General features: G+C 67.2%; 22 protein-coding genes and 3 tRNA genes. 10 read left to right on the top strand and 15 right to left on the bottom strand.

The window, feature by feature from the left end; all coding sequences use genetic code 11:
• Nucleotides 1-133: 133 nt before the first annotated feature.
• The 5 genes from recA (at nt 134) to CEK66_RS06930 (ending at nt 5,063) form a co-directional block, all read left to right on the top strand.
• Nucleotides 134-1,171, top strand: coding sequence for a recombinase RecA (gene recA / locus CEK66_RS06910; RefSeq protein WP_017910627.1), 1,038 nt, complete (start codon nt 134-136; stop codon nt 1,169-1,171).
• Nucleotides 1,172-1,287: 116 nt separating this feature from the next.
• On the top strand, nt 1,288-1,782 hold the full coding sequence (recX, locus tag CEK66_RS06915; protein WP_017914259.1) for a recombination regulator RecX: 495 nt from the start codon (nt 1,288-1,290) through the stop codon (nt 1,780-1,782).
• A gap of 106 nt (nt 1,783-1,888) precedes the next feature.
• Nucleotides 1,889-4,540 (top strand): alanine--tRNA ligase, encoded by a 2,652-nt coding sequence (gene alaS / locus CEK66_RS06920; RefSeq protein WP_152236383.1) that lies wholly within the window; start codon nt 1,889-1,891, stop codon nt 4,538-4,540.
• Between the two features lie 136 nt (nt 4,541-4,676).
• On the top strand, nt 4,677-4,889 hold the full coding sequence (gene csrA / locus CEK66_RS06925; protein ID WP_010341308.1) for a carbon storage regulator CsrA: 213 nt from the start codon (nt 4,677-4,679) through the stop codon (nt 4,887-4,889).
• 81 nt (nt 4,890-4,970) lie between these two features.
• Nucleotides 4,971-5,063 (top strand) — tRNA-Ser (locus CEK66_RS06930).
• A gap of 984 nt (nt 5,064-6,047) precedes the next feature.
• On the opposite strand, the gene CEK66_RS20330 is transcribed toward CEK66_RS06930, so the two are convergent.
• The 6 genes from CEK66_RS20330 to CEK66_RS06960 form a co-directional block, all read right to left on the bottom strand.
• A complete protein-coding gene (locus tag CEK66_RS20330) occupies nt 6,048-6,605 on the bottom strand; it encodes a hypothetical protein (RefSeq protein WP_193312590.1) in 558 nt (185 codons plus the stop codon).
• 89 nt (nt 6,606-6,694) lie between these two features.
• Complete coding sequence (locus CEK66_RS06940) at nt 6,695-7,411, bottom strand: hypothetical protein (protein ID WP_226978523.1); 717 nt, start codon at nt 7,409-7,411, stop codon at nt 6,695-6,697.
• A 417-nt stretch (nt 7,412-7,828) separates the two neighbouring features.
• Nucleotides 7,829-7,999 carry a CsbD family protein gene (locus CEK66_RS06945; protein WP_082028942.1) on the bottom strand — a complete coding sequence of 57 codons (171 nt, stop codon included), beginning with the start codon at nt 7,997-7,999 and terminating at the stop codon, nt 7,829-7,831.
• Between the two features lie 295 nt (nt 8,000-8,294).
• Nucleotides 8,295-8,846, bottom strand: a complete 552-nt coding sequence (locus tag CEK66_RS06950) for a CPBP family intramembrane glutamic endopeptidase (RefSeq protein ID WP_193312593.1) — start codon at nt 8,844-8,846, stop codon at nt 8,295-8,297.
• Nucleotides 8,847-9,186: 340 nt separating this feature from the next.
• Nucleotides 9,187-11,322 (bottom strand): glycogen debranching protein GlgX, encoded by a 2,136-nt coding sequence (gene glgX / locus CEK66_RS06955; protein ID WP_152236385.1) that lies wholly within the window; start codon nt 11,320-11,322, stop codon nt 9,187-9,189.
• Between the two features lie 229 nt (nt 11,323-11,551).
• On the bottom strand, nt 11,552-12,253 hold the full coding sequence (locus CEK66_RS06960) for a pirin family protein (RefSeq protein ID WP_148828184.1): 702 nt from the start codon (nt 12,251-12,253) through the stop codon (nt 11,552-11,554).
• A 149-nt stretch (nt 12,254-12,402) separates the two neighbouring features.
• Between CEK66_RS06960 and CEK66_RS06965 the strand changes: the two genes are divergently transcribed.
• The 3 genes from CEK66_RS06965 (at nt 12,403) to CEK66_RS06975 (ending at nt 15,670) form a co-directional block, all read left to right on the top strand.
• Nucleotides 12,403-13,338: a LysR substrate-binding domain-containing protein gene (locus tag CEK66_RS06965; RefSeq protein ID WP_152236386.1), complete on the top strand. Its 936-nt coding sequence runs from the start codon at nt 12,403-12,405 to the stop codon at nt 13,336-13,338.
• Nucleotides 13,339-13,477: 139 nt separating this feature from the next.
• Nucleotides 13,478-14,467, top strand: coding sequence for a DedA family protein/thiosulfate sulfurtransferase GlpE (locus CEK66_RS06970; RefSeq protein ID WP_152236387.1), 990 nt, complete (start codon nt 13,478-13,480; stop codon nt 14,465-14,467).
• A 408-nt stretch (nt 14,468-14,875) separates the two neighbouring features.
• Entirely contained in the window at nt 14,876-15,670 is a 795-nt protein-coding gene (locus CEK66_RS06975; RefSeq protein WP_152236388.1) for an SDR family oxidoreductase, read from the top strand.
• A 240-nt stretch (nt 15,671-15,910) separates the two neighbouring features.
• Here CEK66_RS06975 and CEK66_RS06980 read toward each other — a convergent pair.
• From CEK66_RS06980 to CEK66_RS07020, 9 genes are all read right to left on the bottom strand, one after another.
• Nucleotides 15,911-15,987: transfer RNA gene (locus CEK66_RS06980), tRNA-Arg, on the bottom strand.
• Between the two features lie 170 nt (nt 15,988-16,157).
• Nucleotides 16,158-16,234 (bottom strand) — tRNA-Arg (locus CEK66_RS06985).
• A 62-nt stretch (nt 16,235-16,296) separates the two neighbouring features.
• A complete protein-coding gene (locus CEK66_RS06990) occupies nt 16,297-17,166 on the bottom strand; it encodes an alpha/beta fold hydrolase (protein WP_152236389.1) in 870 nt (289 codons plus the stop codon).
• The gene (thiD, locus tag CEK66_RS06995) at nt 17,163-17,972 is read right to left on the bottom strand and encodes a bifunctional hydroxymethylpyrimidine kinase/phosphomethylpyrimidine kinase (protein ID WP_152236390.1); all 810 of its coding nucleotides are present in this window, start codon (nt 17,970-17,972) and stop codon (nt 17,163-17,165) included. Before thiD ends, CEK66_RS06990 begins: the two co-directional genes overlap by 4 nt.
• 47 nt (nt 17,973-18,019) lie before the next feature.
• Nucleotides 18,020-18,688 (bottom strand): YoaK family protein, encoded by a 669-nt coding sequence (locus tag CEK66_RS07000; protein WP_148828178.1) that lies wholly within the window; start codon nt 18,686-18,688, stop codon nt 18,020-18,022.
• Between the two features lie 84 nt (nt 18,689-18,772).
• Nucleotides 18,773-19,234, bottom strand: coding sequence for a hypothetical protein (locus CEK66_RS07005; protein WP_052250903.1), 462 nt, complete (start codon nt 19,232-19,234; stop codon nt 18,773-18,775).
• 29 nt (nt 19,235-19,263) lie between these two features.
• Nucleotides 19,264-20,664: a PhoH family protein gene (locus CEK66_RS07010; RefSeq protein ID WP_026144466.1), complete on the bottom strand. Its 1,401-nt coding sequence runs from the start codon at nt 20,662-20,664 to the stop codon at nt 19,264-19,266.
• Between the two features lie 82 nt (nt 20,665-20,746).
• The gene (locus CEK66_RS07015) at nt 20,747-21,226 is read right to left on the bottom strand and encodes a peroxiredoxin (protein ID WP_017909528.1); all 480 of its coding nucleotides are present in this window, start codon (nt 21,224-21,226) and stop codon (nt 20,747-20,749) included.
• A 65-nt stretch (nt 21,227-21,291) separates the two neighbouring features.
• Nucleotides 21,292-21,867 carry a glycine cleavage system protein R gene (locus CEK66_RS07020; protein ID WP_087943489.1) on the bottom strand — a complete coding sequence of 192 codons (576 nt, stop codon included), beginning with the start codon at nt 21,865-21,867 and terminating at the stop codon, nt 21,292-21,294.
• Between the two features lie 166 nt (nt 21,868-22,033).
• On the opposite strand from CEK66_RS07020, the gene dapA reads away from it, so the two are divergent.
• A complete protein-coding gene (dapA, locus tag CEK66_RS07025) occupies nt 22,034-22,942 on the top strand; it encodes a 4-hydroxy-tetrahydrodipicolinate synthase (protein WP_152236391.1) in 909 nt (302 codons plus the stop codon).
• 17 nt (nt 22,943-22,959) lie between these two features.
• A complete protein-coding gene (locus CEK66_RS07030) occupies nt 22,960-23,484 on the top strand; it encodes a hypothetical protein (protein WP_010343910.1) in 525 nt (174 codons plus the stop codon).
• Nucleotides 23,485-24,243: the final 759 nt, after the last annotated feature.

Consider the following 24,243-nt stretch of genomic DNA (forward strand, 5'->3'; position numbering starts at 1 on the left):
CCATTCGCCGCTGCCGTCGCCCGGTCCGGACGAATTATTTTCATCTCGCCACGCACTGTCTCAGTCCGTGCGATACCAGGCCCTTACATTGACCTCACTCCGCAAATCCTCCTCACCTTCCAAGGACACCACAATGGACGAGAACAAGAAGCGCGCGCTCGCTGCCGCCCTGAGCCAGATCGAGAAGCAGTTCGGCAAGGGCTCGGTGATGCGGATGGGCGATCGCGTCATCGAAGCGGTGGAAGTGATTCCGACCGGCTCGCTGATGCTGGACATCGCGCTGGGCATCGGCGGCCTGCCGAAGGGCCGCGTGGTCGAGATCTACGGTCCGGAATCCTCGGGCAAGACCACCCTGACCTTGCAGGCCATCGCGCAGTGCCAGAAGAACGGCGGCACCGCCGCGTTCATCGACGCCGAGCACGCGCTGGACCCGATCTACGCCGCCAAGCTGGGCGTCAACGTCGACGAGCTGCTGCTGTCGCAGCCGGACACCGGCGAGCAGGCGCTGGAAATCGCCGACATGCTGGTGCGCTCGGGCTCGGTGGACATCGTGGTGGTCGACTCGGTCGCCGCGCTGACCCCCAAGGCCGAAATCGAAGGCGAGATGGGCGACCAGTTGCCGGGCCTGCAGGCGCGCCTGATGAGCCAGGCGCTGCGCAAGCTCACCGGCAACATCAAGCGCTCCAACACCCTGGTGGTGTTCATCAACCAGTTGCGCATGAAGATCGGCGTGATGATGCCGGGCCAGAGCCCGGAAACCACCACCGGTGGCAACGCGCTGAAGTTCTACGCCTCGGTGCGTCTGGACATCCGCCGCATCGGCGCGATCAAGAAGGGCGACGAGATCATCGGCAACCAGACCAAGATCAAGGTCGTCAAGAACAAGCTGGCGCCGCCGTTCAAGCAGGTCGTCACCGAAATCCTCTACGGCGAGGGCATCAGCCGCGAGGGCGAACTGATCGACATGGGCGTGGAAGCCAAGCTGGTCGAGAAGGCCGGCGCCTGGTACAGCTACGGCAGCGAGCGCATCGGCCAGGGCAAGGACAACGCCCGCGGTTACCTGCGCGACAACCCGCAGGTCGCGGCCAAGCTGGAAAGCGAGCTGCGCGAGAAGTTCCAGCCCACGGAAATCGCCCCGAGCGAGGCCGAGGCGGAAGACGACGACGCGTAATGGTTTTCTGCCGGGGGAGCGGTGGAGTCAGTGCCGCTCGTCTCCCTCGGCAGTCTTGAGCAAGCCAGGAGGGCGCGCGCCAGGGACGGCGCATTTTGAATGGGGTGGCATCGCCCATGAGCGACGAACAGGCACAAGAAGCACCACGTCGGCGTCGCCGGCAACCGGAACAGACGCCGCTGCAGAAGGCGCTGGGTCTGCTGGTGCGGCGCGAGCATTCGCGCAAGGAGCTGACCCGCAAGCTGCGTGCGCGTGGCGTGGAAGCCGACGCCGCCGCGGAGGCAGTGGAACGCCTGAGCGGCGAGGGCTGGCAGGACGACGGGCGCTTTGCCGAACTGCTGGTGCGCAGCCGCGCCGGGGCAGGGTATGGCCCGCTGCATATCCGTGCCGAGCTTGGGACCCACGGCCTGGACAGTGAGGCCATCGCCACCGCGATGGGGGCCTTCGAGGGCGACTGGACCGAAAACGCGCGCGATCTGGTCCGGCGCCGCTTCGGTACTGCCGGGGCGATGGACCTGCCGCAGCAGCGCAAGGCCGCCGATCTGCTGGCGCGGCGCGGTTTCGATGGGGACAGCATCCGCGCCGCGGTGCGCGACGCTGCGGAGGACTGAGCGGGCCGGGCCTGCTACCCTTGGCGAGTTGTCTTGTCCGGTTTCCGTGGCGCCCTCATCTACGAGGGAGCGCCAGGACGCCCGTCCGCTCGTCTATAGCCAGCCCATGAACGCACCCGCCAAATTCTCCACCTCCCAGATCCGCAGCGACTTCCTCGACTTCTTCAAGGGCAAGGGCCATACCATCGTGCCGTCCGCACCGCTGGTGCCCGGCAACGATCCGACGCTGCTGTTCACCAATTCCGGCATGGTGCAGTTCAAGGACGTGTTCCTCGGCGCCGAGAAGCGCAGCTATGTGCGCGCGGCGGACGTGCAGCGCTGCCTGCGCGCCGGCGGCAAGCACAACGACCTGGATTCGGTCGGCTACACCGCGCGCCATCACACCTTCTTCGAGATGCTCGGCAACTGGTCGTTCGGCGACTACTTCAAGAAGGACGCCATCGCCTGGGCCTGGGAGCTGCTGACCCAGGTCTGGAAGCTGCCGGCCGAGCGCCTGCTGGTCACCGTCTACCATACCGACGACGAGGCTTACGGCCTGTGGCGCGACATGATCGGCGTGCCCACCGAGCGCATCGTGCGCATCGGCGACAACAAGGGCGCGCCCTACGCGTCGGACAACTTCTGGCAGATGGCCGACACCGGCCCCTGCGGCCCGTGCACCGAGATCTTCTACGACCACGGCGCGCACATCGCCGGCGGTCCGCCGGGGTCGCCCGACGAGGATGGCGACCGCTTCATCGAGATCTGGAACCTGGTGTTCATGCAGTTCGACCGCCAGCCCGACGGCACCCTGGTGCCGCTGCCGGCCCCCTGCGTGGACACCGGCATGGGCCTGGAGCGCCTGGCCGCGATCCTGCAGCACGTGCACACCAACTACGAGATCGACCTGTTCCAGACGCTGATCCGAAAGGCCTCCGAGCTGACCGGCACCGCCGACCTGGAGAACAAGTCGCTGCGCGTGATCGCCGACCACATCCGTGCCTGCGCGTTCTTGATCGTCGACGGCGTGCTGCCGTCCAACGAGGGCCGCGGCTACGTGCTGCGCAGGATCATTCGCCGCGCCCTGCGCCATGGCTGGATGCTCGGCGTGCGCCAGCCGTTCTTCAGCAAGCTGGTGCCGACCCTGGTGGAGCTGATGGGCGAGGCCTATCCGGAGCTGGCCGCCGCCCAGGACACCGTGCTGCGCGCCCTGCAGGCCGAGGAAGAGCGTTTCGCCGAAACCCTCGATGCCGGCATGAAGATCTTCGAGGACGTCGCCGCCAAGGCGCAGGGCGGGATCATCGCCGGCGAGGACGCCTTCCGCCTGTACGACACCTACGGCTTCCCGTTGGACCTGACCCAGGACATCGCCCGCGAGCGCGATCTGCGCGTGGACGAGCAGGGCTTCGAGACGGCGATGGACGAGCAGCGCCGACGCGCGCGCGAAGCCGGCAAGTTCGGCGGCGGCGTGCAGTTGCCGGCGGACCTGGTGGCGACGCTGGCCCCGACCGTGTTCCTGGGGTACGACAGCCTGCAGGCCGACGGCCTGCGCGTGGTCGCCCTGCTCAAGGACGGTCGCCCGGTGCAGTCCGCCCAGGCCGGCGACGCGGTGATCGTACTGACCGACAAGACCCCGTTCTATGCCGAATCCGGCGGCCAGGTCGGCGATCTCGGCACACTGACTGCCGCCGGCATCCGGGTGACGGTCACCGACACGCAGAAGTTCGCCGGCCAGTTCCATGGCCACGTCGGCACCCTGGAAGAAGGCAGCCTGAAGCTCGGCGACGTGCTCGCCGGTGAGGTCGATGCCGAGCGCCGCGGCGCCACCATCCTCAATCACTCGGCGACGCACCTGCTGCATGCGGCCCTGCGCGAGGTACTGGGCACCCACGTCCAGCAGAAGGGCTCGCTGGTGGCGCCGGATCGGCTGCGCTTCGACTTCTCGCATTTCCAGCCGATCGGGGCCGAGGAACTGGCGCTGATCGAGCGCAAGGTCAACCAGCAGGTCCGCGCCAACAATGCGGCCGAAGTGCACCAGATGGGCATGCAGGAAGCGCTGGACTTCGGCGCGATGGCGCTGTTCGGCGAGAAGTACGGTGAGCGCGTGCGCGTGCTGAAGATGGGCGACTACTCCACCGAACTGTGCGGTGGCACGCACGTCGGCCGGACCGGGGACATCGGCCTGTTCAAGATCACCAGCGAAGGCGGCGTCTCTGCCGGCGTCCGCCGCATCGAGGCGGTGACCGGGCAGGGCGCGCTGGACTACGTGGCGGCCGAGGAGGCCCGGCTGCGCGAGGCGGCCGGCCTCGTCGGCGGCAACAGCCACGACGTGGTCGACAAGATCCGTCAGCTCGGCGACCGCTACAAGCGCCTGGAGCGGGAGCTGGAGGCGCTGAAGGCCAAGCTGGCATCCGGCGCCACCGCCGACCTGGCCGGCTCGGCGATCGACGTGGCCGGTGTGAAGGTCCTCGCCGTGCGACTGGAAGGCTTCGATGCCAAGGCCCTGCGCGAGGCGATGGACCGTTTGAAGCAGCAGCTGGGCGATAGCGTGATCGTCCTGGCCGGCGCCAGCGAGGGCAAGGTCGCCCTGGTCGCCGGCGTGAACGGCAGCCCAATGGGACGGGTCAAGGCCGGGGAACTGTTGAGCCATATCGCCGGTCAGATCTCGGGCAAGGGCGGCGGCCGCCCGGACCTCGCCCAGGGTGGTGGCGAGGACGGGCCCGCCCTTGCCCCTGCACTCGCCGGCGTCCCCGCCTGGGTCAAGCAACATCTCCCCTGAACATCCGAACGCCGCGCCTTGCTGGCAGGGCGCGGCTTCCCGTAACATCACCCCTCTTTTCACTTTCATTATGGGGCGTGCCGCAGCGCGGGCGCCGTGCCGGTGAGACCCACCGGTTCCCTGGAGAATTCTAAAAATGTTGATCCTGACTCGCCGGGTAGGCGAAACCTTGATGATCGGCGATTCGGTCACCGTGACGGTGCTTGGGGTCAAGGGCAATCAAGTGCGTATCGGCATCACCGCGCCGAAGGATGTGGCGGTGCATCGCGAAGAGATCTACCAGCGCATCCAGCGCGGCGACGAGCCGAACTCCCACGGCGGCGGTCACGGCGATCAATCTGCCGATTGATGCGTCGAAAGGGTTTACCTGAGACCCCACAACCCGGTATTCTTCGCGCCCGGTCGCGGAATATCCGCAGCGCAGAAATCCGGAGTGATGCCCGAGTGGCTGAAGGGGCTCCCCTGCTAAGGGAGTATAGGGTCAAAAGCTCTATCGAGGGTTCGAATCCCTCTCACTCCGCCAGTGTCAAGAAAACGCCCGCAAATCAACGATTTGTGGGCGTTTTTCTTTTTCCCGACCTTGGACACTCGCTTGGACACTTCCGTGCGAGTAGCGCACTACCTCACGCGCGGCGAGACCGGCCGCTACTACGTTCGTTTGCGCGTTCCTGCTGACCTGTAGAAACAGTTCGGACGCAAAGTCTTCAGTGCAGCACCGACGTGATGTGCAACGGCGTCGTGCTGCTCCAGCGATGTCATGCTTGCCTCCGCGTGTCAGCATGGTGGCACGTGAGCGCTGACGCGCCTTGCAGGAGTTCGAGCAGACGGTATCGCGCATGTCTGTGCTCAAGGATCCTGTGACGAGCGCAGCGCCCTCAACGCTTTGCATGACGAAGTTCAGGGCCTGCGGCTGCGTTCAAGCTTGTTCGCAACGGGCCGTTGAGGACGAAAGCAGGGCGATCGCTGCATCCCACATCGTCTGCTTTATCGCGTTCAGCCCGCTGCGCTATACAGGTGCTTGCAGCTCGTTTTGCCACGCAATCTAATCAATCGCGCAAGGGCCCAGTCCTGTTCGAGGCAGCGCAGCCAGCGCGCCCTGAAGCGCAGGCCATCTTGTCGGTGTCGATCGACCGTATCTCCGAGGTGTGTCCTTGTTGACGATGGACGTCAACCAAGTCGCGGGACCGCCCTTGTTTTTCGAGTTCACGCCGGGACACGCGCGACGACGGTGAACACGTTTGGGGATGCAGTGCTGCTTCATGTCGTTTCTCTGCGACGCATTGACGCTGCTCATCTCCCGTTCGTCGCGTATCGCTGCAAGGTCCACTCAGCAACGGTTGACTCGACGCTTCAATGCGATCGAAGTCCTTGCGTATGGAGGTCGCAAGCCCACGGTGCCTTTGAGTGAAGGGGGTGATCCATCGATTGATTCCCACGCATTGTCACGAAAAAATGTGCGTCGTTGCTGGATCGCGACGTTTCCTTCTTGCTCTGGTATGAGATGCAGTCACACAAGATCCGCTTCATCATCATCGCGTTGCTTTGCCTTGGCGTCACGATCGCCAGCGCTGTCACGTTTTTCAGCAGACCTTCGGCAGTGCCGACACATTTGGCTGAAGCCGATGGGACGGTTGAAAAGGTCGACGCAACGCAGCGAAAGGGACGGCTTCAAAGCGTGAACTTCACCCTCGCGCCCGCCGGCGATGCATTCGAGTACTCGAGTGTGCTGCCTGGCATCGATGCGCTGTAGGGGCGTCTCAAGGTGGGATCGCCGGTTCACGTCACCTTCGACGATGCGGACAGCAAGCGATCCATCTGGGGACTGCGCTTGGGCGATGACGTCGTCGTCACGCCTGAGCAGGCGCTCCAGGCCCGGCGCAAGAATGGCCGGTTTGGTGCCATGATCGGACTGATTGCTTTGCTTGGAGCGGGATACTTTCTGCATCGTGCTCGCAAGGCGTAGAAAGGCGGCCCTGACAGTCTCGGCGCCGCAGCGGCGCGCCGCCGAGTCTTGATCTGCCAACAAGAAAGACAAGCTGGACCAGTGGTCTTCGGCAAGAAACACGTTTTGCCGTGTTTCTGTTGCGGGCGGGCACGGGGAGCGGCCGCCTAACGCCGGAAATGGCGTTGGCGGCGCTGTGCAGGGCGCTTTCTTCAGCTGTCCGTGTCGAGGGTCATCATGATGTGGATGATTCTTCCATGTTCAAGCTGAAACGAGAGGCGCTTGTTCTTGGTCTCATAGGAGCGCCAGTGCTGGCCATCGCTGTCATCCGTGGTGCCTTGGCCATAGGTGCTGATCAACAGATTCTGCGTGTCGCCGATCGCGACACCTCTGGCCGTTCTGATCGCGGGTGCGTTGATCGTGATCTGCGCAATGACGTAGCTATCGATGTCGCGTCGCTCTTTTTGCCAGGAGAGGTTTGCCGTATAGATGTCAAACCCGGCATAGCGATGCTGGTAGTACTTGTAGCTGGTCTCCCCGGCGGGCACGTCTCCCACAAAACTCTCGCTGATCTGGGTGCCTGCCTGCATCCTGGCTTGTTCGCTCCAGCGTTCACCCAGGTCGAAGGAGTGGTTGTTGATGACTACGGCAAAGTCGCTTTCGGTTACTTCGACAGGTGCTGTTTGAGTTGCTGCCGCAGCAGCCATATCCGCCTGGGTGGCAGGAAGCAGAAGGAGAAGCAAGAACGCTGCTCTTCTGGGGGAGGTAATCGTGTGCATCGATGCTTTGAGTGGGGGCGGAAATATCAGGGGCGTGTGCGTGGTCGGGAGCCTGTACACATCCGGGGTTGTCAGATCACACAGTGCATTGCGCATGGCGAGTTTTTCGCGATGCAGGCGCAACGTGAGCGTCAGTATGGTGGGATGCATGGAGCGGCGCCATCGCTTCCGGACTCGCATGCACCAAACGACGTCAATCTGGTGCCTTCGCAACAGCTTCGCGTCGATGTGATCAGGCGTGTGGTGGACTGTTTGCGGGTCGCGGCCCGATGCGCTGCGCAATGTGGACTCGGATCGCGTTTGGGATGCGCCTACCAGCGCTGTCTCAATAAGCCGCTCCGGGGCGTGCCGTGTTCGATCGCCTTGCTGTCGCGGACTGGTTTCGTGGCAGCTTGTTGAACACTGCGCCGCGTCTCGCTACTCCAGTCCACCTATTGGTCGTCGCAGAGGCCTGTGTGCATTCCGTGGATCGGGCGCATCAGGCGAATCGACACCGAGTCGGCGAGGTGCAGGTCGCTCGCAAAAACTCCCCGCCATTGGCGGCAGGGGAGTACGAGAACCTGGAACTCAACCGCGCGCGTGGTCGCGCGCCTTGCCGACTTCGCTCTGTACCTTGCCGGCGTTCTTCTGCATCTTGCCTTCGACTTCCTTCATCTTGTTGCCTGTCACCTTGCCGGCGACCTCCTTGATGGTGCCCTTGATCTGGTTCTTGGCGCCTTCGGTGCGATTCTTGTCCATCGTTGACTCCGCAGTAGGGATGCCCTCAAGTGGGCATCGCCAAACTGCGCGCAGGCCGGTGGCGCGCAAGTGAAATTGAAAGGGTGCGCGCTCCACCATTTAGGTAGCGGACGGGTTGTATGCCGATGCGTGTAGCGACGATCACGCACGTCACGGTGCCCTGTCGGGCTGCCGTGCTCGGTACTGTTGACGCGGGAACACGAGCACGGCGACATGTCCTTTCATCTGTCTGCTGGCAGCGACGGCGTGGTCCGCAAGGGGGCACCGAGTGGCGGCGCTCGACCGCGCTGCGCGCTCAGTACCAGCCCAGATACAGGGTGGTTACGCCCCAGGTGTCGATCAGGCCGTGCGCGAGGATCATGGCCCACAGATTGCGCCTGGAACGCAGATAGACGTACCCAAACAGCATGCCGACCACGCCGGTCAGCAGGATGCCGGAGGTGCCCTGTGCGGCGTGCATCAGACCGAACACCACGCCACCGGCCAGCGCAGCGATCCAGCGGCCGCCGCGCAGGCGACCCAGCAGGGCATCGAGCTGATGCATGAGGAAGGCACGGAACACCAGTTCTTCACCAAGCGCCGCGCTCAGCCATGCTGCGCCGATCAGATGAAGGGTGGCGTCGACGTTGCCCTTCAGCGCGCCGTAGGTGCTGTAGTCAGTCTTGTGTCCCGTAATGGTGTCGATCAGCGGTTGCAGCACCGGTGTGATGAAGCCGACGGTCAACAACACCAGCAGCGCTGTCCAGCCGATCACGGACGCCAGGCGAGGGCGTGCGACGCCGCAGGCCTTGGAGGAGCGCGTTTCGATCCACACCAAGGAGAGACCGAGCAGGCCGACCACGGGCATGCGCCACGGAAACGGGAGCCATGCATAGGACGCCAGCGCGAGGATCGCGGCGCTGAGCACGATGCGCAGCAGCGGGTGACGCATGAAGGAGGTGTTGGACGTCGCGTGGGTGTTGCCTTGCGCGGAGTGCTGCATGCCTGGCCTGGAAGGAAGCGGGCATTCAGCCTAGCGAGCATGCGCCATCGAGCACTGTGCCAAAGGCCATGTAGACCAATGCAATGCGGCGCGTCGTAGGGAGCGTGCAGATGCCAGCATCGCGCGTCGCCCGCGGCAAGCGCTGGCGACGTAATACAGGCGCGGACGCGTCAGTCCGCGCGCAATCCGAAGTGGCGAGTGGCGACTATGCGCCCGCCGTCTGACACTCGAACACGCTGACGCTGCGCGGCGGCGCCAGGAACTCGCTGGCGCCGGCCGGCATGCTGTCGACCTGCAGCGCGTCGTCGGTGGACAGCACCAGCTTCCAGTGCAATTCCTCTTCCGAGGACGGCAGCACGAAGCTCACGCCCTCGTGGTAGGCGTTGATGACGATCAGCAAGGTATGGTCGTTGGCCAGTTCCTTGACGCCGGAGGTCTGCGCCTTGCCTTCCAACAACAGTCCGACCGAGCGTGCGCCGGCATCGGTCCAGTGCGCATCGTCCATCTCGGTGCCGCCGGGGTTGAGCCAGGTGAGGTCGCGAACGCCGGCTTCTTCGTTGTACTGGCCGTTGAGGAAGCGGCCACGGGTCAGGATCGGGTAACGCTGGCGCAGCGCGCTCAGCGCCTTGACGAAGGCGGTCAGGCGGCCCTCGGTGGGGTCGCGCTCCCAGTCGATCCAGGTGATCTCGTTGTCCTGGCAGTAGGTGTTGTTGTTGCCGCCCTGGGTTTGCGCGCGCTCATCGCCGGCGAGCAGCATCGGCGTGCCCTGCGCGAGTAGCAGCGTGGCCAGCAGATTCTTCATCTGCCTCTCGCGCAGTTGCAGGATGCCGGCGTCGTCGGTCTCGCCTTCGGCGCCGTAGTTGCAGGAGCTGTCGTGGTCCGAGCCGTCGCGGTTGTCCTCGCCGTTGGCCGCGTTGTGCTTTTCGTTGTAGCTGACCAGGTCGTGCAGGGTGAAGCCGTCGTGTGCGGTGATGAAGTTCACCGAGGCCCACGGTCGGCGCCCGCGGCGATCAAACAGGTCGGCCGAGCCGGTGAAGCGCGTGGCGAATTCGGCCAGCTTGCCTTCGTCGCCCTTCCAGAACGCGCGGGCGTTGTCGCGGAACTTGTCGTTCCATTCCGACCAGCCGGGCGGGAAGTGGCCGACCTGGTAGCCGCCCGGGCCGCAGTCCCATGGCTCGGCGATCAGCTTGACCTGCGACAGCAGCGGATCCTGGTTGCAGGCGTCGAGGAAACCGCCGCGCTGGTCGAAGCCGGTGGGTTCGCGGCCGAGGATGGTGGCCAGATCGAAGCGGAAGCCGTCCACGTGCATCTCGCCGGCCCAGTAGCGCAGCGAGTCGTTGACGAACTGGATCACCCGCGAGTTGCTCAGGTTGAGCGTGTTGCCGGTGCCGGTGTCGTTGATGTAGTAGCGCTTGTCCTCGGCCAGCCGGTAGTAGCTGGCATTGTCGATGCCGCGGAAGGAGAGGGTGGGGCCCAGCTCGCTGCCTTCGGCGGTGTGGTTGTAGACCACGTCGAGGATCACCTCCAGGCCCTGGCGGTGCAGCGCCTTGACCATGTCGCGGAACTCGTCGCGGTGGCCGCTGGCCAGGTAGCGCGACTTGATCGCGAAGAAGCCGAGCGTGTTGTAGCCCCAGTAGTTGCGCAGGTCCTTGTCGAGCAGGTGCTGATCGTCGAGGTAGGCGTGGACCGGCAGCAGTTCCACCGCGCTGACGCCCAGTTCCTTGATGTAGCGCAGCACCGGCTCCTGGGCCAGCCCGGCGCAGGTGCCGCGCACATCGTCCGGCACCTGCGGGTGGCGCATGGTGTAGCCGCGCACGTGGGTCTCGTAGACCAGGGTCTCGCTCCACGGCGTCATCAGGCGCTGGTCGTCCTCCCAGTCGTAGGTGTCCTCGACCACGACGCACTTGGGCATGAACGGCGCACTGTCGCGCTCGTCGAAACTGAGGTCGTCGTCCGGGTGGCCGACCGTGTAGCCGTACAGTTCGTCGGCCCAGATCAGGTCGCCCTCGAGTTCGCGCGCGTACGGGTCGAGCAGCAGCTTGTTGGGATTGAAGCGGTGGCCTTCGCTGGGTTCATAGGGGCCGTGCACGCGATAGCCGTAGCGCTGGCCGGGCTTCACGTCGGGCAGATAGCCGTGCCAGATTTCGTTGGTGTATTCGGGCAGGTCCAGGCGCGTTTCGGTGCCGGCCTCGTCGAACAGGCACAGCTCCACGCGCGTGGCGTGCGCCGAGAACAGCGCGAAGTTGGTGCCCTGGCCGTCGAACACGGCGCCGCGGGGGAAGGGGCGCCCTTCGCGGATGCGCGAGGGGGTGGCATAGGCGGCGCTGGTCGGGTGGCGCATCGGCAGGCTCTCGGCCGGCACGCCGGCAGTAGGGGAGGGAGAGCGGAAGCATTGACGTGGAGGCCGTGCAGGACGCGTTACGGGGTGCCGAGGATGGCGTGAGGATGCGGGCATTGCCGCGAATGCAGCGACCCACGCAGCGACGCCGTGGCGCCGCTGCGTGGGCGGATTTCGCGAGACCGTCGCGGCCCGGTCCAGTGGGCCGCGGGCGCGACCTGGCCTGACCTGCTCAGCGCGGCAGGTCGAACAGCAGGAACTCGCTGTCCTGGGCATCGGCGAACTGCAGGCTGGCCTCGTCGACCGCCTGGACCGCGTCGCCGGCCTGCAGGGTCTGGCCGTTGACGCTCAGCGTGCCGCGCACCACCTGCACGTAGGCGCCGCGCCCGGCCGCCAGCGGGTAGTCCAAGCGCGCATCGCCGTCGAGGATCGAGGCGTAGATGCGCGCGTCCTGATGGATGCGCACCGCACCGTCCTCGCCCTGCGGGGCGGCGATCAGGCGCAACTGGCCGCGCTTGCTGTCCGGGGCGAAGTGCTTCTCCTCGTAACCGGGATCGATCCCGGCGCGCTCGGGCATCACCCAGATCTGCAGGAAGTGCACCGGCTCACTGGCGGAGTGGTTGAACTCGCTGTGGGTGACGCCGGAGCCGGCGCTCATGCGCTGCACGTCGCCGTAGCGCAGCACCGACCCGTTGCCCATGCTGTCCTTGTGCTCCAGCGCGCCCTCGACCACGTAGGAAAGGATCTCCATGTCGCGATGGGCGTGGGTGCCGAAGCCCTGGCCCGGCTGCACGCGGTCCTCGTTGATCACCCGCAGCGGCCCGAAGCCCATGTGGCGCGGGTCGTGGTAGTGGCCGAAGGAGAAGGTATGGCGCGAGGACAGCCAGCCGTGTTCGGCGCGGCCACGGGTGTTGGCGGGGCGGATCTGCAGCATGGGAGGCTCCTTGGTGGCGTTGATGTGCAAGTGGATCGAAAGCGCCGGTCGGCATGATTTCGCGAGAGCTCCGGCTTGAAAACAAGTATCGGTGCTGTCGCCGGGTTTGAAAAACGGATAGATTCGGCATCCATCATCGAAAAATTCGAATGCTCAAGCTCAGCCTCGATGCCCTGCAGATCCTCGACGCCATCGACCGTCGCGGCTCGTTCTCGGCCGCCGGCAAGGCGCTGCACAAGGTGCCGTCGACCATCTCCTACACCGTCGCCAAGCTGGAGGAGGACCTGGGCGTGCAACTGTTCGAGCGGATCGGGCCAAAGGCGGTGCCGACCGCCGCGGGGGCCGAACTGCTGCGCGAAGGCCGTCACCTGCTGCGCGCCGCTGGCGACCTGGAACTGCGCGTGCGCCGCGTGGCCTCCGGCTGGGAGACCGAGTTCGCGCTGGGCCTGGATGCGGTGTTCGCGCCGGAATGCCTGGCGCAGGACATGGCGGCGTTCTATGCGGTTGCCGACCAGACCCGGCTGCGGGTGGTGCAGGAATCGCTGTCCGGCACCTGGGAGGCGCTGCTGGACCGGCGGGTGGATCTGCTGGTCGGGGCGGCCGGCGAGGGGCCCAGCGGCGGCGGCTACGTGACCGAGCCGCTGGGCACGCTGCCGTTCGTGTTCGCGGTCGCGCCCAGTCACCCGCTGGCGCAGGCGCCGGAACCGCTCAGCCGCAGCCAGTTGAGCGCGCATCGCGCGATCGCGGTGGCGGACTCGGCACGGCGGCTGCTGCCGCGCACGGTCGGGTTGCTGTTCGGCCAGGACGCGCTGACCGTGCCGGACATGCGCAGCAAGTATCGGCTGCAACTGGCCGGGCTCGGCTTCGGCTTCCTGCCTGAGCCGTATGCGCGTGCCGCGCTGGCGCGTGGCACGCTGGTGCGCAAGGCCGTGGAGGAGCCGAAGCCGGACGAGGTGTTCCAGCTGGCCTGGCGCAGCGGCGAGGAGGGCGCGGCGCTGGCCTGGTGGCGCGCACGCATGCGCCAGCCGGGCGTGTTCGCGGCATGGCTGGCGCAGATGGCGGCGCGGCTGGACGAGGGCATGTGAGGCACGTTGGACACAGGCAATACGTGCCGAAGGGCGACGATGGATGGGTCTGTTCCGCCGGTGATGCCGTGATGCCTGCGCGCGCGGTGGGCGACGGGAGGATAATGCGCGGCATCTTCTTCTTTCCGCCCGCCACGCCATGCAGGACCTGATTGCGCGCTACGGACTCGGGCTGGTCTTCGTCAACGTCCTGGCCTTGTCGCTGGGCCTGCCGGTACCGGCGCTGCCCACGTTGATCCTGGTCGGAGCGACCTATGCGCTGCTCGATGGTGCGGCGATGTGGGGTGCATTGCTCAGCGCCTTGTCGGTGTCGATCGCGGCCAGCCTGGTCGGCGATCTGCTGTGGTTCGGCGCCGGCCGTCGCTACGGCAATCGCACGCTGCAGTCGCTGTGCCGGCTGTCGCTGTCGCGCGACACCTGCATGAAGCGCACCGAGCGCTTCTATGCGCGGTGGGGTGTGCGCGTGCTGGCGGTGGCTAAGTTCGTGCCCGGCCTGTCGATGGTGTCGGTGCCGATGGCCGGCGCAATGCGCGTGCGTCCGGCGGCCTTCCTGCGTTACGACGCACTGGGCGCGGCCTTGTGGGCGGGTGTCGGGTTGTTGCTGGGGCTGTGCTTCGCCGACCAGGTGCAGGACTTGCTGGACTGGCTGAGCCTGCTCGGCAGGCGCGCGGCGCTGCTGCTGGCCGGTCTGCTGGCGCTGTACGTCGGCTACCGCGCCTGGCGCCGGCAGTCGCTGCGCAGGGCAATGGAGATGCGGCGCATCGACGTCGACGAACTGCACGTGCTGCTGCAGGGCGAGACGCCGCCGCTGCTGCTGGACATTCGCGCTCCCGGCTACCGTACGCTGGAGCCGTTCGCCATTCCCGGTGCGCTGGAAGTGGACGATCGCCAGGTCGACGCGCTCGTCGCGCGCTTGCCGCGCGATCGCAGGATCGTCATCTACTGCGCCTGCCCGAACGAGGTGTCGGCCGCGATCCTGGCCAAGCGCTTGCGCCAGCACGCGTTCGAGGACGTGCTGCCGCTGCGGGGCGGGCTGGATGCGTGGCGTGCGGCGGGCCATCCGCTGGCCGCGCTGGACGCTGCGGCTGCCGTGGCGCCGCCGCCGAAGGGCGACACGATCGTGGCGTGAGTCGGTGTGGCGGAGGCGTCATGCGTGCCGATGGCGCCTGCGATGCACGGCCCTGCGCGCGCGCCGGCTGATGCAGGCGGGTGCGTTATCCGCAGTCGCGTGCGGGCGGCTGTGTGAGGTGGACAAGTTGTGCGGTCATGCGCTTGATCCTCTTGCTTGTGCCGTCTGTGCCTCGCTGATGTGGCGACCTGCTGCAATGGGCGAGGTTCACGTCGTGGCGTTCACTTGCCGTTCCTTGCCTTGCGGTTGGAGGCGCACATGATGAATTGACACAACGAATCGACAGAACGAATCGACACAACGATTCGACAGCACGACCGGCGCGGCCAGCCCGTGTCTGCGGCGACCACCTCGGAGGGCGTGCGCCGAAGCGACTCCTCATCCTCACCCTCATCCTTGGAGACAGCCATGCACATCGATCTATCCGGTAAAACCGCCCTCGTCACCGGCTCCACCGCCGGCATCGGTTTCGGCATCGCCAAGGGCCTGGCCGCGGCGGGCGCCGAGGTCGCGCTGAACGGCCGCGACCAGGCCCGCACCGAGGCCGCTGTGGCTACGCTCAAGCGCGACCTCGCCAATGCCCGCGTGCGGGCCGTAGTGGGCGACGTGGCGACCGCGGCCGGCTGCGAGTCGATCGTCGCGGCGCTTCCTGCCGTCGACATCCTGGTCAACAACGCCGGCATCTTCGGCATGCAGGACTTCTTCGACACGCCCGACGCGGATTGGGAGCGCTTCCTGGCCGTCAACGTGATGTCCGGCGTGCGCCTGTCTCGCGCGTATCTGCAAGGAATGGCGGACAAGGGGTGGGGGCGTGTGCTCTTCGTCTCCTCCGAGTCCGGGCTCAACATTCCCGTCGAGATGATTCACTACGGCGTGACCAAGACCGCCGATCTCGCCCTGTCGCGCGGGCTGGCCAAGCGCATGGCCGGCACCGGCGTCACCGTGAATGCCATCCTGCCCGGGCCGACGCTGACGGAAGGCGTCGCCGCCATGTTGTCCGACCAGGTGCAACAGTCCGGCAAACCTCTGGACGAGGTGGCTGCCGACTTCGTCAAGGCGCATCGCGCCAGCTCGATCATCCGCCGCGCCGCGACGGTGGAAGAGGTCGCCAATCTCTGCGTGTACGTCGCCTCGCCGCAAGCGTCCGCGACCACCGGTGCGGCGCTGCGCGTCGATGGCGGCGTGGTGGATACCATCGCCTGAGCCGGGCAGGGGTCTCTGCGTTCGCGTACGCGAGGCCGAGGCGGCGCGCGCCGCCGCCGCCGCCGCCTCGCAATGTCTGGCGGATCGCCGGCGCTGGAGTTGAAGTGCCGATGCGCGAGGCGGTGCCGTGATCGGCACATCTTCCGTGTGCATGCGTCACTCGTCGTTGAGCGTCTCGTGCAATCGGAATCACGCAGGCAAAAAAAACGACAAGCGCTGGCTTGTCGTTTTTGATCTGACTGGTGCGCCCGGAGAGATTCGAACTCCCGACCGCCTGGTTCGTAGCCAGGTACTCTATCCAACTGAGCTACGGGCGCGTTGTCAGGCGCGGGATTATTCACGAGTTGCGGCGATTCGTCTACACCTGCGTGTCGTCGGCATGACGAATCGCGAACGAGTGCGCTCCCGGAGCGGTCTCGATGCGATCGCCTTGCCGCGGCAGGGCAAAAAAAAACGACAAGCGGTGGCTTGTCGTTTTTCATCTGACTGGTGCGCCCGGAGAGATTCGAACTCCCGACCGCCTGGTTCGTAGCCAGGTACTCTATCCAACTGAGCTACGGGCGCGTCGTCAGGAGCGGAATTATGCGGGAGTCGATCGGGCCCGTCAATGCTCTTTCCGAAAAATTTCACCGATCCCCGGCCAGCAACGCCGCGGCCACCGCCGCAGGCCGCTTCATCCAGGCGAAATGGTCGGCGGCCACGCCCAGTTGCGTGGCGTCCAGGCAGCGGATCTGCGGCGCCGGCGTGGCCAGCTTGTCGAGCAGACCGCGCAGCGAACTCTCCGGCGCCAGCCAGTCGTCCTGCAGCACCACGCCACGCGCCGGCAGCGTCAGATGCGCCAGTTGCGCCTCCAGGTCGATCGCCAGGCCGGCCGCGGCGTAGCGGCCGCTACGGCCCACGCGCGCCCAATCGGCGATCAGGCCGCGCGCTTCGGTGCCGCCGAAGCCCAGGCGGCGTCCATGCAGCACGCCTTGCCGCTGCGCCAGCCATGGCAGCAGGCGGTACGCCAGCGGCAGCAGATAGCCGCGCGGCGCGGGAAAACGGCGCCAGTACGGCGTGCCGCTGGCGACCAGCCACAGCGCGGCGAAGGCCTGTGGTTGCAGGCAGGCGTGGCAGCAGGCGAGCTGTCCGCCGAGGCTGTGGCCGCCGACGATCAGCGGCGCCGCGATCCCGCACCCGGCGATCGCCGCCTGGCTGGCGGGCAGGTCCAGTTGCAGCAGGGCGCGATAGCCCCAGTCGCACTGCCGCGACGGCCGCAGCGTGCTGCTGCCGTTGCCGCGCCATTCGTGCAGGAACACCGCGACGCCGTGTGCGGCCAGCGCTTCGGCGAACGGCAGGTAGTGGCGCGCAGCCACGCCCAGCGCCGGCAGCCACAGCAGCGCCTGCCGCGGCGCGTCGGGAAGGCGCGCCAGCAAAGTCCAGCGATGGCCGTCGGCCGCGGCGACGGGCAGGGCGTGCTCGGCGATCGCCGTCGCGGCGATGGGTGCGGCGCTCATGGGCCGCGCGCCGCGCCGAAGTGGTCCAGCACCGTCACGTCGCTGCGGCCGGGCCGGTAACTGCCGCGCAAGGCGCGCGCCACGTAGTCGATCGCCGCTTCGCAGGCGGCCGGCAAGGCCAGGCCCTGGCACAGCTGTGCGGCGATCGCCGCGGCCAGGGTGCAGCCGGTGCCGTGCGCGTCCAGCGGCAGACGCGCATGGCTGAACTCGCTGCGGCTGACGCCGTCGTCGTAGCGGTCGATCACCCGCTGGCCTTCCTGCAGGTGGCCGCCCTTGAGCAGCACCGCCTGCGCACCCGCCTCCAGCAGTGCGGCGGTGGCGTGCTCGGCGTCGTCGGCGGTGTCGATCGGGCGGCCGAGCAGCAACTGCGCTTCCGGCACGTTCGGCGTCACCAGCGTCGCCAGCGGCAGCAGGCGCTGGCGCAGCGCGTCCAGGGCATCGTCCTGCAGCAGCTTGGCGCCGCTGGTGGCCACCATCACCGGGTCCAGCACCACCCACGGTGGGCGATATTCTTCCAGCGCATCGGCGACCAGGTGGATCACCTCGGCGTTGGCGAGCATGCCGAGCTTGACCGCGGCGATGTCGAAGTCGGCGAAGCAGGCATCGATCTGTGCGCGCAGGAACGACAGCGGCGGCACGTGTACCGCGGTGACGCCGCGGGTGTGCTGCGCGGTCAGCGCGGCGGCCGCCGCCAGCCCGTGCACGCGGTGCGCGGCGAAGGTCTTGAGGTCGGCCTGGATGCCGGCGCCGCCGCCGGAATCGGTGCCGGCGATGCTCAGTGCGGAGACGACGGTGGGTTCGCTCATGCGCCGATTGTGCAGGGCCGGCGCGGGTTATGCACTCGGCCGTGCCTTCAGCGCTCGCGGCTGCGGTAGTGCGCCTGCAGCGCGTACAGCGTGCCGACCGTGCCGGTCAGCAGGGCGGGGCCGAGCAGGGCGTCGAAGCCGACCTGCCGGTAGGCCCAGGCGCCGAGCACGCCGCCGCACAAAAAACCGCCGATGATCAGCAGGCTCAGGCGGATGCGCCGACGCGGCAGCGGCAGGCCGCGCAGCGCCTGGCCCAAACCGATGCCCAGATCGGTGAACATGCCGGTGAGGTGGGTGGTGCGCACCACTGCGCCGCTGTAGATGGTGGTAGTGGCGTTCTGCAGGCCGCAGGCGATCGCGGCGAGCACGGCGCCGGCGAGTTGCTGCTGCTTGAACGCCTGCATCGCCGCCAGCAGCAGCAGCGCTTCCAGCGCCAGCGCCACGCCGTAGCGCCGGCCCAGGCGCAGGCGGCTGTCCTGCACGATGAAGCCGCCGAGCATCGATCCGCCGAGGAAGGCCAGGACCACGCCGACCAGTTGCGCGATCGCGCGGGCGTCGCCATCGGCCAGCGCCGCGCCGAGCAGGGTAGTGGTGCCGGTGAGATGGGTGACCGCCTGATGTTCGAAGCCGAGATAGCCGACCACGTTGACCATGCCGGCGACCGCGGCCAGCGTGCCCGCGAAGGCCCAGGCCCAGCGGGGCAGTTCCAGGTTCATGCCGCGCGCGATGCGGCCGCGGCGCGGCGCCCGTGATGTGCGGCCGCCCCGGCACGCCGCCAGTGGCACCCGACGGCAGCCATCTCAACGTGCGCCGTTGACCGCGATCTCGGAGAAGCTGGCGCTCGCCGGGTCGTAGACCGCGCCCCAGAAACGGTTGCCGCCGCCGCAGGCCTTGACCGCGTCGACCGTGGGGTCGCGCTCGCTGCTGTCGTCCGGCGCGAAGGCGTTGACGTAGATCGCCTGCTTGCCGCGGTACAGGATGCCGACGTACTGGCGATCGGACGCGGTGGGGTCGGCGATCTGCGGCTGCAGTTGCGCCAGGTGCGCTTCCAGTTGCGCGATCTGCTCCGGGGTCGGAATCCAGTAGCCGGTGACCGCGCCGTCCTGGCGCGCCGGGCTGTCGCGCGAGCAGGTGTCCAGCACCTGCGTCGCGGTGCTGTTGCGGGTGACGATCCACGACTGCCCGGCCTTGACCGCGGTCGGCACCATGGCCGGCCCGCGCGCGGTGGCGCAGGCGCCGAGCAGGGCCATGGCCAGCGCCATGCCTGCCAGGCGCACGCCGGCCGCCGCGTTCACAGGACCTCCGAGGCGTAGTCGGCCAGGCGCGAGCGCTCGCCGCGGCGCAGGGTGATGTGCGCGCTGTGCGGCCAGGCCTTGAAGCGGTCCACCGCGTAGGTCAGGCCGGAGGTGGTCTCGGTCAGGTACGGCGTGTCGATCTGTTCGACGTTGCCCAGGCACACGATCTTGGTGCCGGGGCCGGCACGGGTGATCAGCGTCTTCATCTGCTTCGGCGTCAGGTTCTGCGCCTCGTCCAGAATCAGGTAGCGCGACAGGAAGGTGCGCCCGCGCATGAAGTTCATCGAGCGGATCTTGATGCGGCTGGCGAGCAGGTCGTTGGTGGCCTGGCGGCCCCAGGTGCCGCCTTCCTGGGTGTGGGTGAGCACTTCCAGGTTGTCGGTGAGCGCGCCCATCCACGGCGTCATCTTCTCTTCCTCGGTGCCGGGCAAAAAGCCGATGTCCTCGCCGACGCTGACCGTGGCGCGGGTCATGATGATCTCGCGGTAGCGCTGCTGGTCCATGGTCTGCGCCAGGCCCGCGGCCAGCGCCAGCAGGGTCTTGCCGGTGCCGGCGGTGCCGAGCAGGGTGACGAAGTCGATTTCCGGGTCCATCAGCGCGTTGAGCGCGAAGTTCTGCTCGCGGTTGCGCGCGGCGATGCCCCACACCGCGTGCTGGCCGCTGCGGAAGTCGTCGACCAGCGCCAGCGTCGCCTTGCGCTCGGCGTTGACCTTGACCACGCGCAGTTCCACTTCGTCCTCGCCCGGCAGGTACAGGTACTGGTTCGGATACCAGTCCTCATCGGCGGCCAGGGCGATCTCGTAGCAGGTGCGGCCCTTGTCGCTCCAACTGCGCAGGTCCTGGTTGTGCTTCTGCCAGAAATCTTCCGGCAGTTCGATCGCGCCGGTGTAGAGCAGGCTGAAATCGTCGAGCGCGCGGTCGTTCTCGTAATCCTCGGCGACCAGGCCGCTGATCGCCGCCTTGATGCGCAGGTTGATGTCCTTGGACACCAGGATCACCGGGATTTCCGGCTGCTCCTCGCGCAGCGCCAGCACCGCGGCAAGGATCTTGTTGTCCGGGGCCACGCTGCCGAAGCTGCGCCCCGGCTCGACCGGGCGCACCTGGAAGTACAGCCGGCCGATGGCGCCGGTGCTCTTGAGCTGGATGCCCTGCGGATGGCTGAGCGGAATGCCGGATTCGATCTGCTCGGCGCCGGCGCCCTCGATCAGCTCGTTGAGGAAACGGCTGACCTGGCGCGCGTTGCGGCTGACTTCGGACATGCCCTTCTTGGCATTGTCCAGTTCCTCGATCACCTGCATCGGCAGGAACACGTCGTGTTCCTCGAACTTGAACAGCGCGGTCGGATCGTGCATCAGCACGTTGGTATCCAGCACGTAGATGCGCTTGCCTCGGGTCATCATGGATTCCTGAAAGAGGAGCAGGGACGCGCCATCGCTGCCTGCGGGGCAGGGCGATGCGGGGTGCGGGAAACGGCGGTGATCACTGCTGGGCGGCGGCCTGCAGCGCGTCGAGCACGGCCTGGGCGTGGCCGGGAACCTTGACCTTGCGCCAGCTGCGGACCAGCTGGCCGGTCGGCGAGAGCAGGAAGGTGCTGCGCTCGATGCCCAGCACCTGGCGGCCGTACATGTTCTTTTCCTTGATCACGTCGAAGGCGCGGCACAGCGCCTCGTCGGCATCGCTGACCAGTGCGAAGCGGAAGCCCTGCTTGGCGCAGAAGTTGTCGTGCGACTTCACCGAGTCGCGCGACACGCCGAGCACGGTGGCGCCGGCCTGTTCGAACTGCGGCAGCAGTGCGTTGAACTCGATGCCCTCGGTGGTGCAGCCGGGCGTGCTGTCCTTCGGGTAGAAATACAGCACCAGCCAGCGGCCGGCGTAATCGCCGAGCGTGGCGCTGGCGCCGCCGGACAGCGCCAGCGGCAAGGCCAGCGTGCTGCGGTCCAGGGTGTCGCCGTCCTTCATGGGGTGTCCTCCGCGTGCATCGCCATCATCTGCGTTCGATTGCGTCGGTGTCCAGCGCGGCGCACTCAGAACTTCATCGGATCCATGATCGCGTCCAGGTTGAGGTGGTCGCAGAACTCGAGGAAGTCGTCGCGCAGCGCGGCGATGTGCATGTTCGCCGGCACCCCGATCGTCACCTGCGCCGAGAACATCTCCGCGCCGGTCTGCATGGCGCGGTAGCGCGTGCTCTGCAGGTTCTCGATGGTGATGCCCTGGCGGTCGAAGAAGTCGGCCAACTGGAACAGGATGCCCGGTTTGTCGGCGGCGATGACTTCGACGATGTACGGCAGCAGGTTGGACTGCGCCTGCTTGGCGCCGGTGCGGTACCACACCAGCTTCATGCCTTCCTCGCGGTCGAGGCGGGTGAGCATGGCTTCGAGCTTGGCCACCGAATCCCACGAGCCGGTCGCCAGCGCGGTCACCGACACGTCGCGGCCGACCGTGGCCAGGCGCGCATCGACGAGATTGCAGCCGCTGTCGGCGATGCGACGCGTCACCGGCAACAAGGGCGACTCCGGATGCGTCGTGTAGGCGTTGATCAGGAGGTGGTTTTCGGTCGGCGCGGGCCGGGGCGTGGTGTCGGTCAAAGGGGCTTCCGGCATTGCGTAAGGCTGAACGGCATCCGGGCGGTCGCCCGGCATGGTGTGCAGCATACTTGCCCGCGCTTTCGGGCCGCAAGTAACATGCGGGGCGACCCTGCCCCGCGTGCGGGGCCGACCCGTCCGCGCAGCCTGCGCGGCCCTCTTCTCCCAGCGAGCACCCGGCATCTTGTCCCTCTCCGGCATCATCACCGCCCTGGCCACGCCCTTCCAGGGCAATGGCGACCTCGACCTCGACGCCTGGCAGCGGCTGCTCAAACGCCAGCTCGACGGCGGCGTGCAGGGGCTGGTGGTGGCGGGATCGACCGGCGAGGCGGCCACGCTGCTGGACGAGGAGTACGACCGGATCCTGCGCGAGGCGGTGCAGACGATCGGCGGGCGCGTACCGGTGCTGGCCGGGACCGGCCTGTCCGGCACCGCCAAGACCGTGGCGCTGACCCAGCGCGCCGCCGCCGGTGGCGCGCAGTACGCGCTGGTGGTGACGCCGCCGTACGTGCGTCCGACCCAGGCGGGGCTGATCGCGCATTACACCGCGGTCGCCGAACAGGGCGGCCTGCCGGTGGTGTTGTACAACGTGCCCGGCCGCACCGGTTGCGACCTGCTGCCGGAGACCGTGGCGCACCTGGCGCAGCACCCGAACATCGTCGGCATCAAGGATGCCAGCAGCGACCCGCAGCGCATCGCCGCGCTCGCCGCCCTGCGCAGCGATCGCTTTGCCGTGTTCAGCGGCGACGACGGCAGCGCCGCGCAGGCGATGCTGGCCGGCTATGACGGGCTGATCTCGGTCGCCTCCAATGCCTTGCCGCGCGCCTACCGGCGGCTGTGCGACCTGGCGCGCGCGCGCCAGGCCGAGCCGGCGCAGGCCTGGGACGCGCGGTTGCAGCCGTTCCATGCGTTCTGCGGCATCGAATCCAACCCGATCCCGGTCAAGGCGCTGTTGCAGCGCGCCGGGATCGGCCACGGCCTGCGGCTGCCGCTGCTGCCGTTGTCCGCGGCGCACCACGCCACGGCCGACCGACTTGCCGCCGACGCTGCCGCGTTGGAAGACCTATCCAGCCGCGAAACGCTCGCGGCCTGACTCCAGGAGATTGATTGATGCGTGCTTCCGTTCCCTACGTCCGCGTGCTGTCGGCCGCCGTGCTGGCGACCACCCTGGTCGCGGCCACCAGCGGTTGCAGCTGGTTCCACAAGGGCAAGCCGCGCGGCGACTACGCGCTGGCGCCCGACATGCGTCCGCTGGAAGTGCCGCCGGATCTGACCTCGCCCGATACCTCGGCGGCGATGAAGGTGCCGGCGCTGGCCTCGGCGCAGCGTCCTGCGGCCCCGGCCGGCCAGGCCCCGGCGGCGTCGAACAGCGGCTTCGTGGTGCCGGGGACGCGCGACCAGGTGTTCGGCCAGGTCGGCGACGCGCTGGGCGGCATCGAAGGCGTCACCATCGCCAGCCGCGCGCAGCTGCTGGGCTCCTACGACGTGGCCTACGAAGGCAGCAACTTCCTGGTGCGCGTGGTGGCGGTGGATGCCGGCGTGTACGTCTCGGCGGTGGACCCGCGCGGCCTGCCGGCCACCGGCGAAGCGCCGGTCAAGCTGATCGCGGCGCTGAAGGCCAAGCTGGGTCACTGAGCCGACGGCGGGTCCGGCGTATGCGCCGGGCTGCCATGCGGTTAGCATGCGAAACGGGCGCCTTGTGCGCCCGTTTTGTTTTCCGTAGGAGCCAACTGCCACGCGGCCGAGATACATGACGCCCGCTAGGTATCCAACCTCAAGGCGTCGGGACTGAAGTCCCTCCCACAGTGCACCCAGCCAACGTGTCGCAAGTCCCGTGCGGGGCCGTTTCGCCGTGTGTGAGCTGCTCCTGCAGCAGCTGCTGCGGAAACCAGTCTTCTTGCGTGCCCTCGACGAACAACAGGCGACGTAGGTGATCACGAGTAGTGTGCTCATTGGCAGCCATTGCAATGACGCAGGCGTGCGCTGCTGTCGCAGTCGCTTTTGATGTGGCTTTGGCTTTTGACTTACCGGGTTCCCTTCCGCAGCGGCGGCCGTCGCGGGGAAACACCCGGAGGGCGGCGTACATGGATGTACGCCGTCCGCGGCAGGGGCAGGATGCCCCTTCCGCGGATCCCCGTGATGGACGCGGACCCGGAGCGCGCAGCGCGGAGGGCGCGAGGCAGGGTGTGCTTGGCCTTCGGCTGTGGTAAAGCGCTTCTTTTGGTTACTTTTCTTTGCATAAGCAAAGAAGTGCTTCTCAGCAGCCGAAGGCTGATCAAAGTAACTCGCCGCAAGGCGAAAGCCGTTGCTGTTGATGTTGATGTTGCTGCTTGATTTACGCGGCGGACAAGCACAACCGCAAGAGTGAGCTTTGGCAGCGATAAGCTCTATCGG

This window comes from Xanthomonas sp. LMG 12460 (assembly GCF_009192895.1).
GTDB classification, from domain to species: Bacteria; Pseudomonadota; Gammaproteobacteria; order Xanthomonadales; family Xanthomonadaceae; genus Xanthomonas_A; species Xanthomonas_A sontii.

What these genes read in the sequence shown, in the direction of transcription:
- recA (WP_017910627.1), top strand. Translation starts at nt 134, where the DNA reads ATGGACGAGAACAAGAAGCGCGCGCTCGCTGCCGCCCTGAGCCAGATC.
- recX (WP_017914259.1), top strand. Translation starts at nt 1,288, where the DNA reads ATGAGCGACGAACAGGCACAAGAAGCACCACGTCGGCGTCGCCGGCAA.
- alaS (WP_152236383.1), top strand. Translation starts at nt 1,889, where the DNA reads ATGAACGCACCCGCCAAATTCTCCACCTCCCAGATCCGCAGCGACTTC.
- csrA (WP_010341308.1), top strand. Translation starts at nt 4,677, where the DNA reads ATGTTGATCCTGACTCGCCGGGTAGGCGAAACCTTGATGATCGGCGAT.
- CEK66_RS06940 (WP_226978523.1), bottom strand. Translation starts at nt 7,411, where the DNA reads ATGCATCCCACCATACTGACGCTCACGTTGCGCCTGCATCGCGAAAAA.
- CEK66_RS06945 (WP_082028942.1), bottom strand. Translation starts at nt 7,999, where the DNA reads ATGGACAAGAATCGCACCGAAGGCGCCAAGAACCAGATCAAGGGCACC.
- CEK66_RS06950 (WP_193312593.1), bottom strand. Translation starts at nt 8,846, where the DNA reads ATGCCCGTGGTCGGCCTGCTCGGTCTCTCCTTGGTGTGGATCGAAACG.
- glgX (WP_152236385.1), bottom strand. Translation starts at nt 11,322, where the DNA reads ATGCGCCACCCGACCAGCGCCGCCTATGCCACCCCCTCGCGCATCCGC.
- CEK66_RS06960 (WP_148828184.1), bottom strand. Translation starts at nt 12,253, where the DNA reads ATGCTGCAGATCCGCCCCGCCAACACCCGTGGCCGCGCCGAACACGGC.
- CEK66_RS06965 (WP_152236386.1), top strand. Translation starts at nt 12,403, where the DNA reads ATGCTCAAGCTCAGCCTCGATGCCCTGCAGATCCTCGACGCCATCGAC.
- CEK66_RS06970 (WP_152236387.1), top strand. Translation starts at nt 13,478, where the DNA reads ATGCAGGACCTGATTGCGCGCTACGGACTCGGGCTGGTCTTCGTCAAC.
- CEK66_RS06975 (WP_152236388.1), top strand. Translation starts at nt 14,876, where the DNA reads ATGCACATCGATCTATCCGGTAAAACCGCCCTCGTCACCGGCTCCACC.
- CEK66_RS06990 (WP_152236389.1), bottom strand. Translation starts at nt 17,166, where the DNA reads ATGAGCGCCGCACCCATCGCCGCGACGGCGATCGCCGAGCACGCCCTG.
- thiD (WP_152236390.1), bottom strand. Translation starts at nt 17,972, where the DNA reads ATGAGCGAACCCACCGTCGTCTCCGCACTGAGCATCGCCGGCACCGAT.
- CEK66_RS07000 (WP_148828178.1), bottom strand. Translation starts at nt 18,688, where the DNA reads ATGAACCTGGAACTGCCCCGCTGGGCCTGGGCCTTCGCGGGCACGCTG.
- CEK66_RS07005 (WP_052250903.1), bottom strand. Translation starts at nt 19,234, where the DNA reads ATGGCGCTGGCCATGGCCCTGCTCGGCGCCTGCGCCACCGCGCGCGGG.
- CEK66_RS07010 (WP_026144466.1), bottom strand. Translation starts at nt 20,664, where the DNA reads ATGACCCGAGGCAAGCGCATCTACGTGCTGGATACCAACGTGCTGATG.
- CEK66_RS07015 (WP_017909528.1), bottom strand. Translation starts at nt 21,226, where the DNA reads ATGAAGGACGGCGACACCCTGGACCGCAGCACGCTGGCCTTGCCGCTG.
- CEK66_RS07020 (WP_087943489.1), bottom strand. Translation starts at nt 21,867, where the DNA reads ATGCCGGAAGCCCCTTTGACCGACACCACGCCCCGGCCCGCGCCGACC.
- CEK66_RS07030 (WP_010343910.1), top strand. Translation starts at nt 22,960, where the DNA reads ATGCGTGCTTCCGTTCCCTACGTCCGCGTGCTGTCGGCCGCCGTGCTG.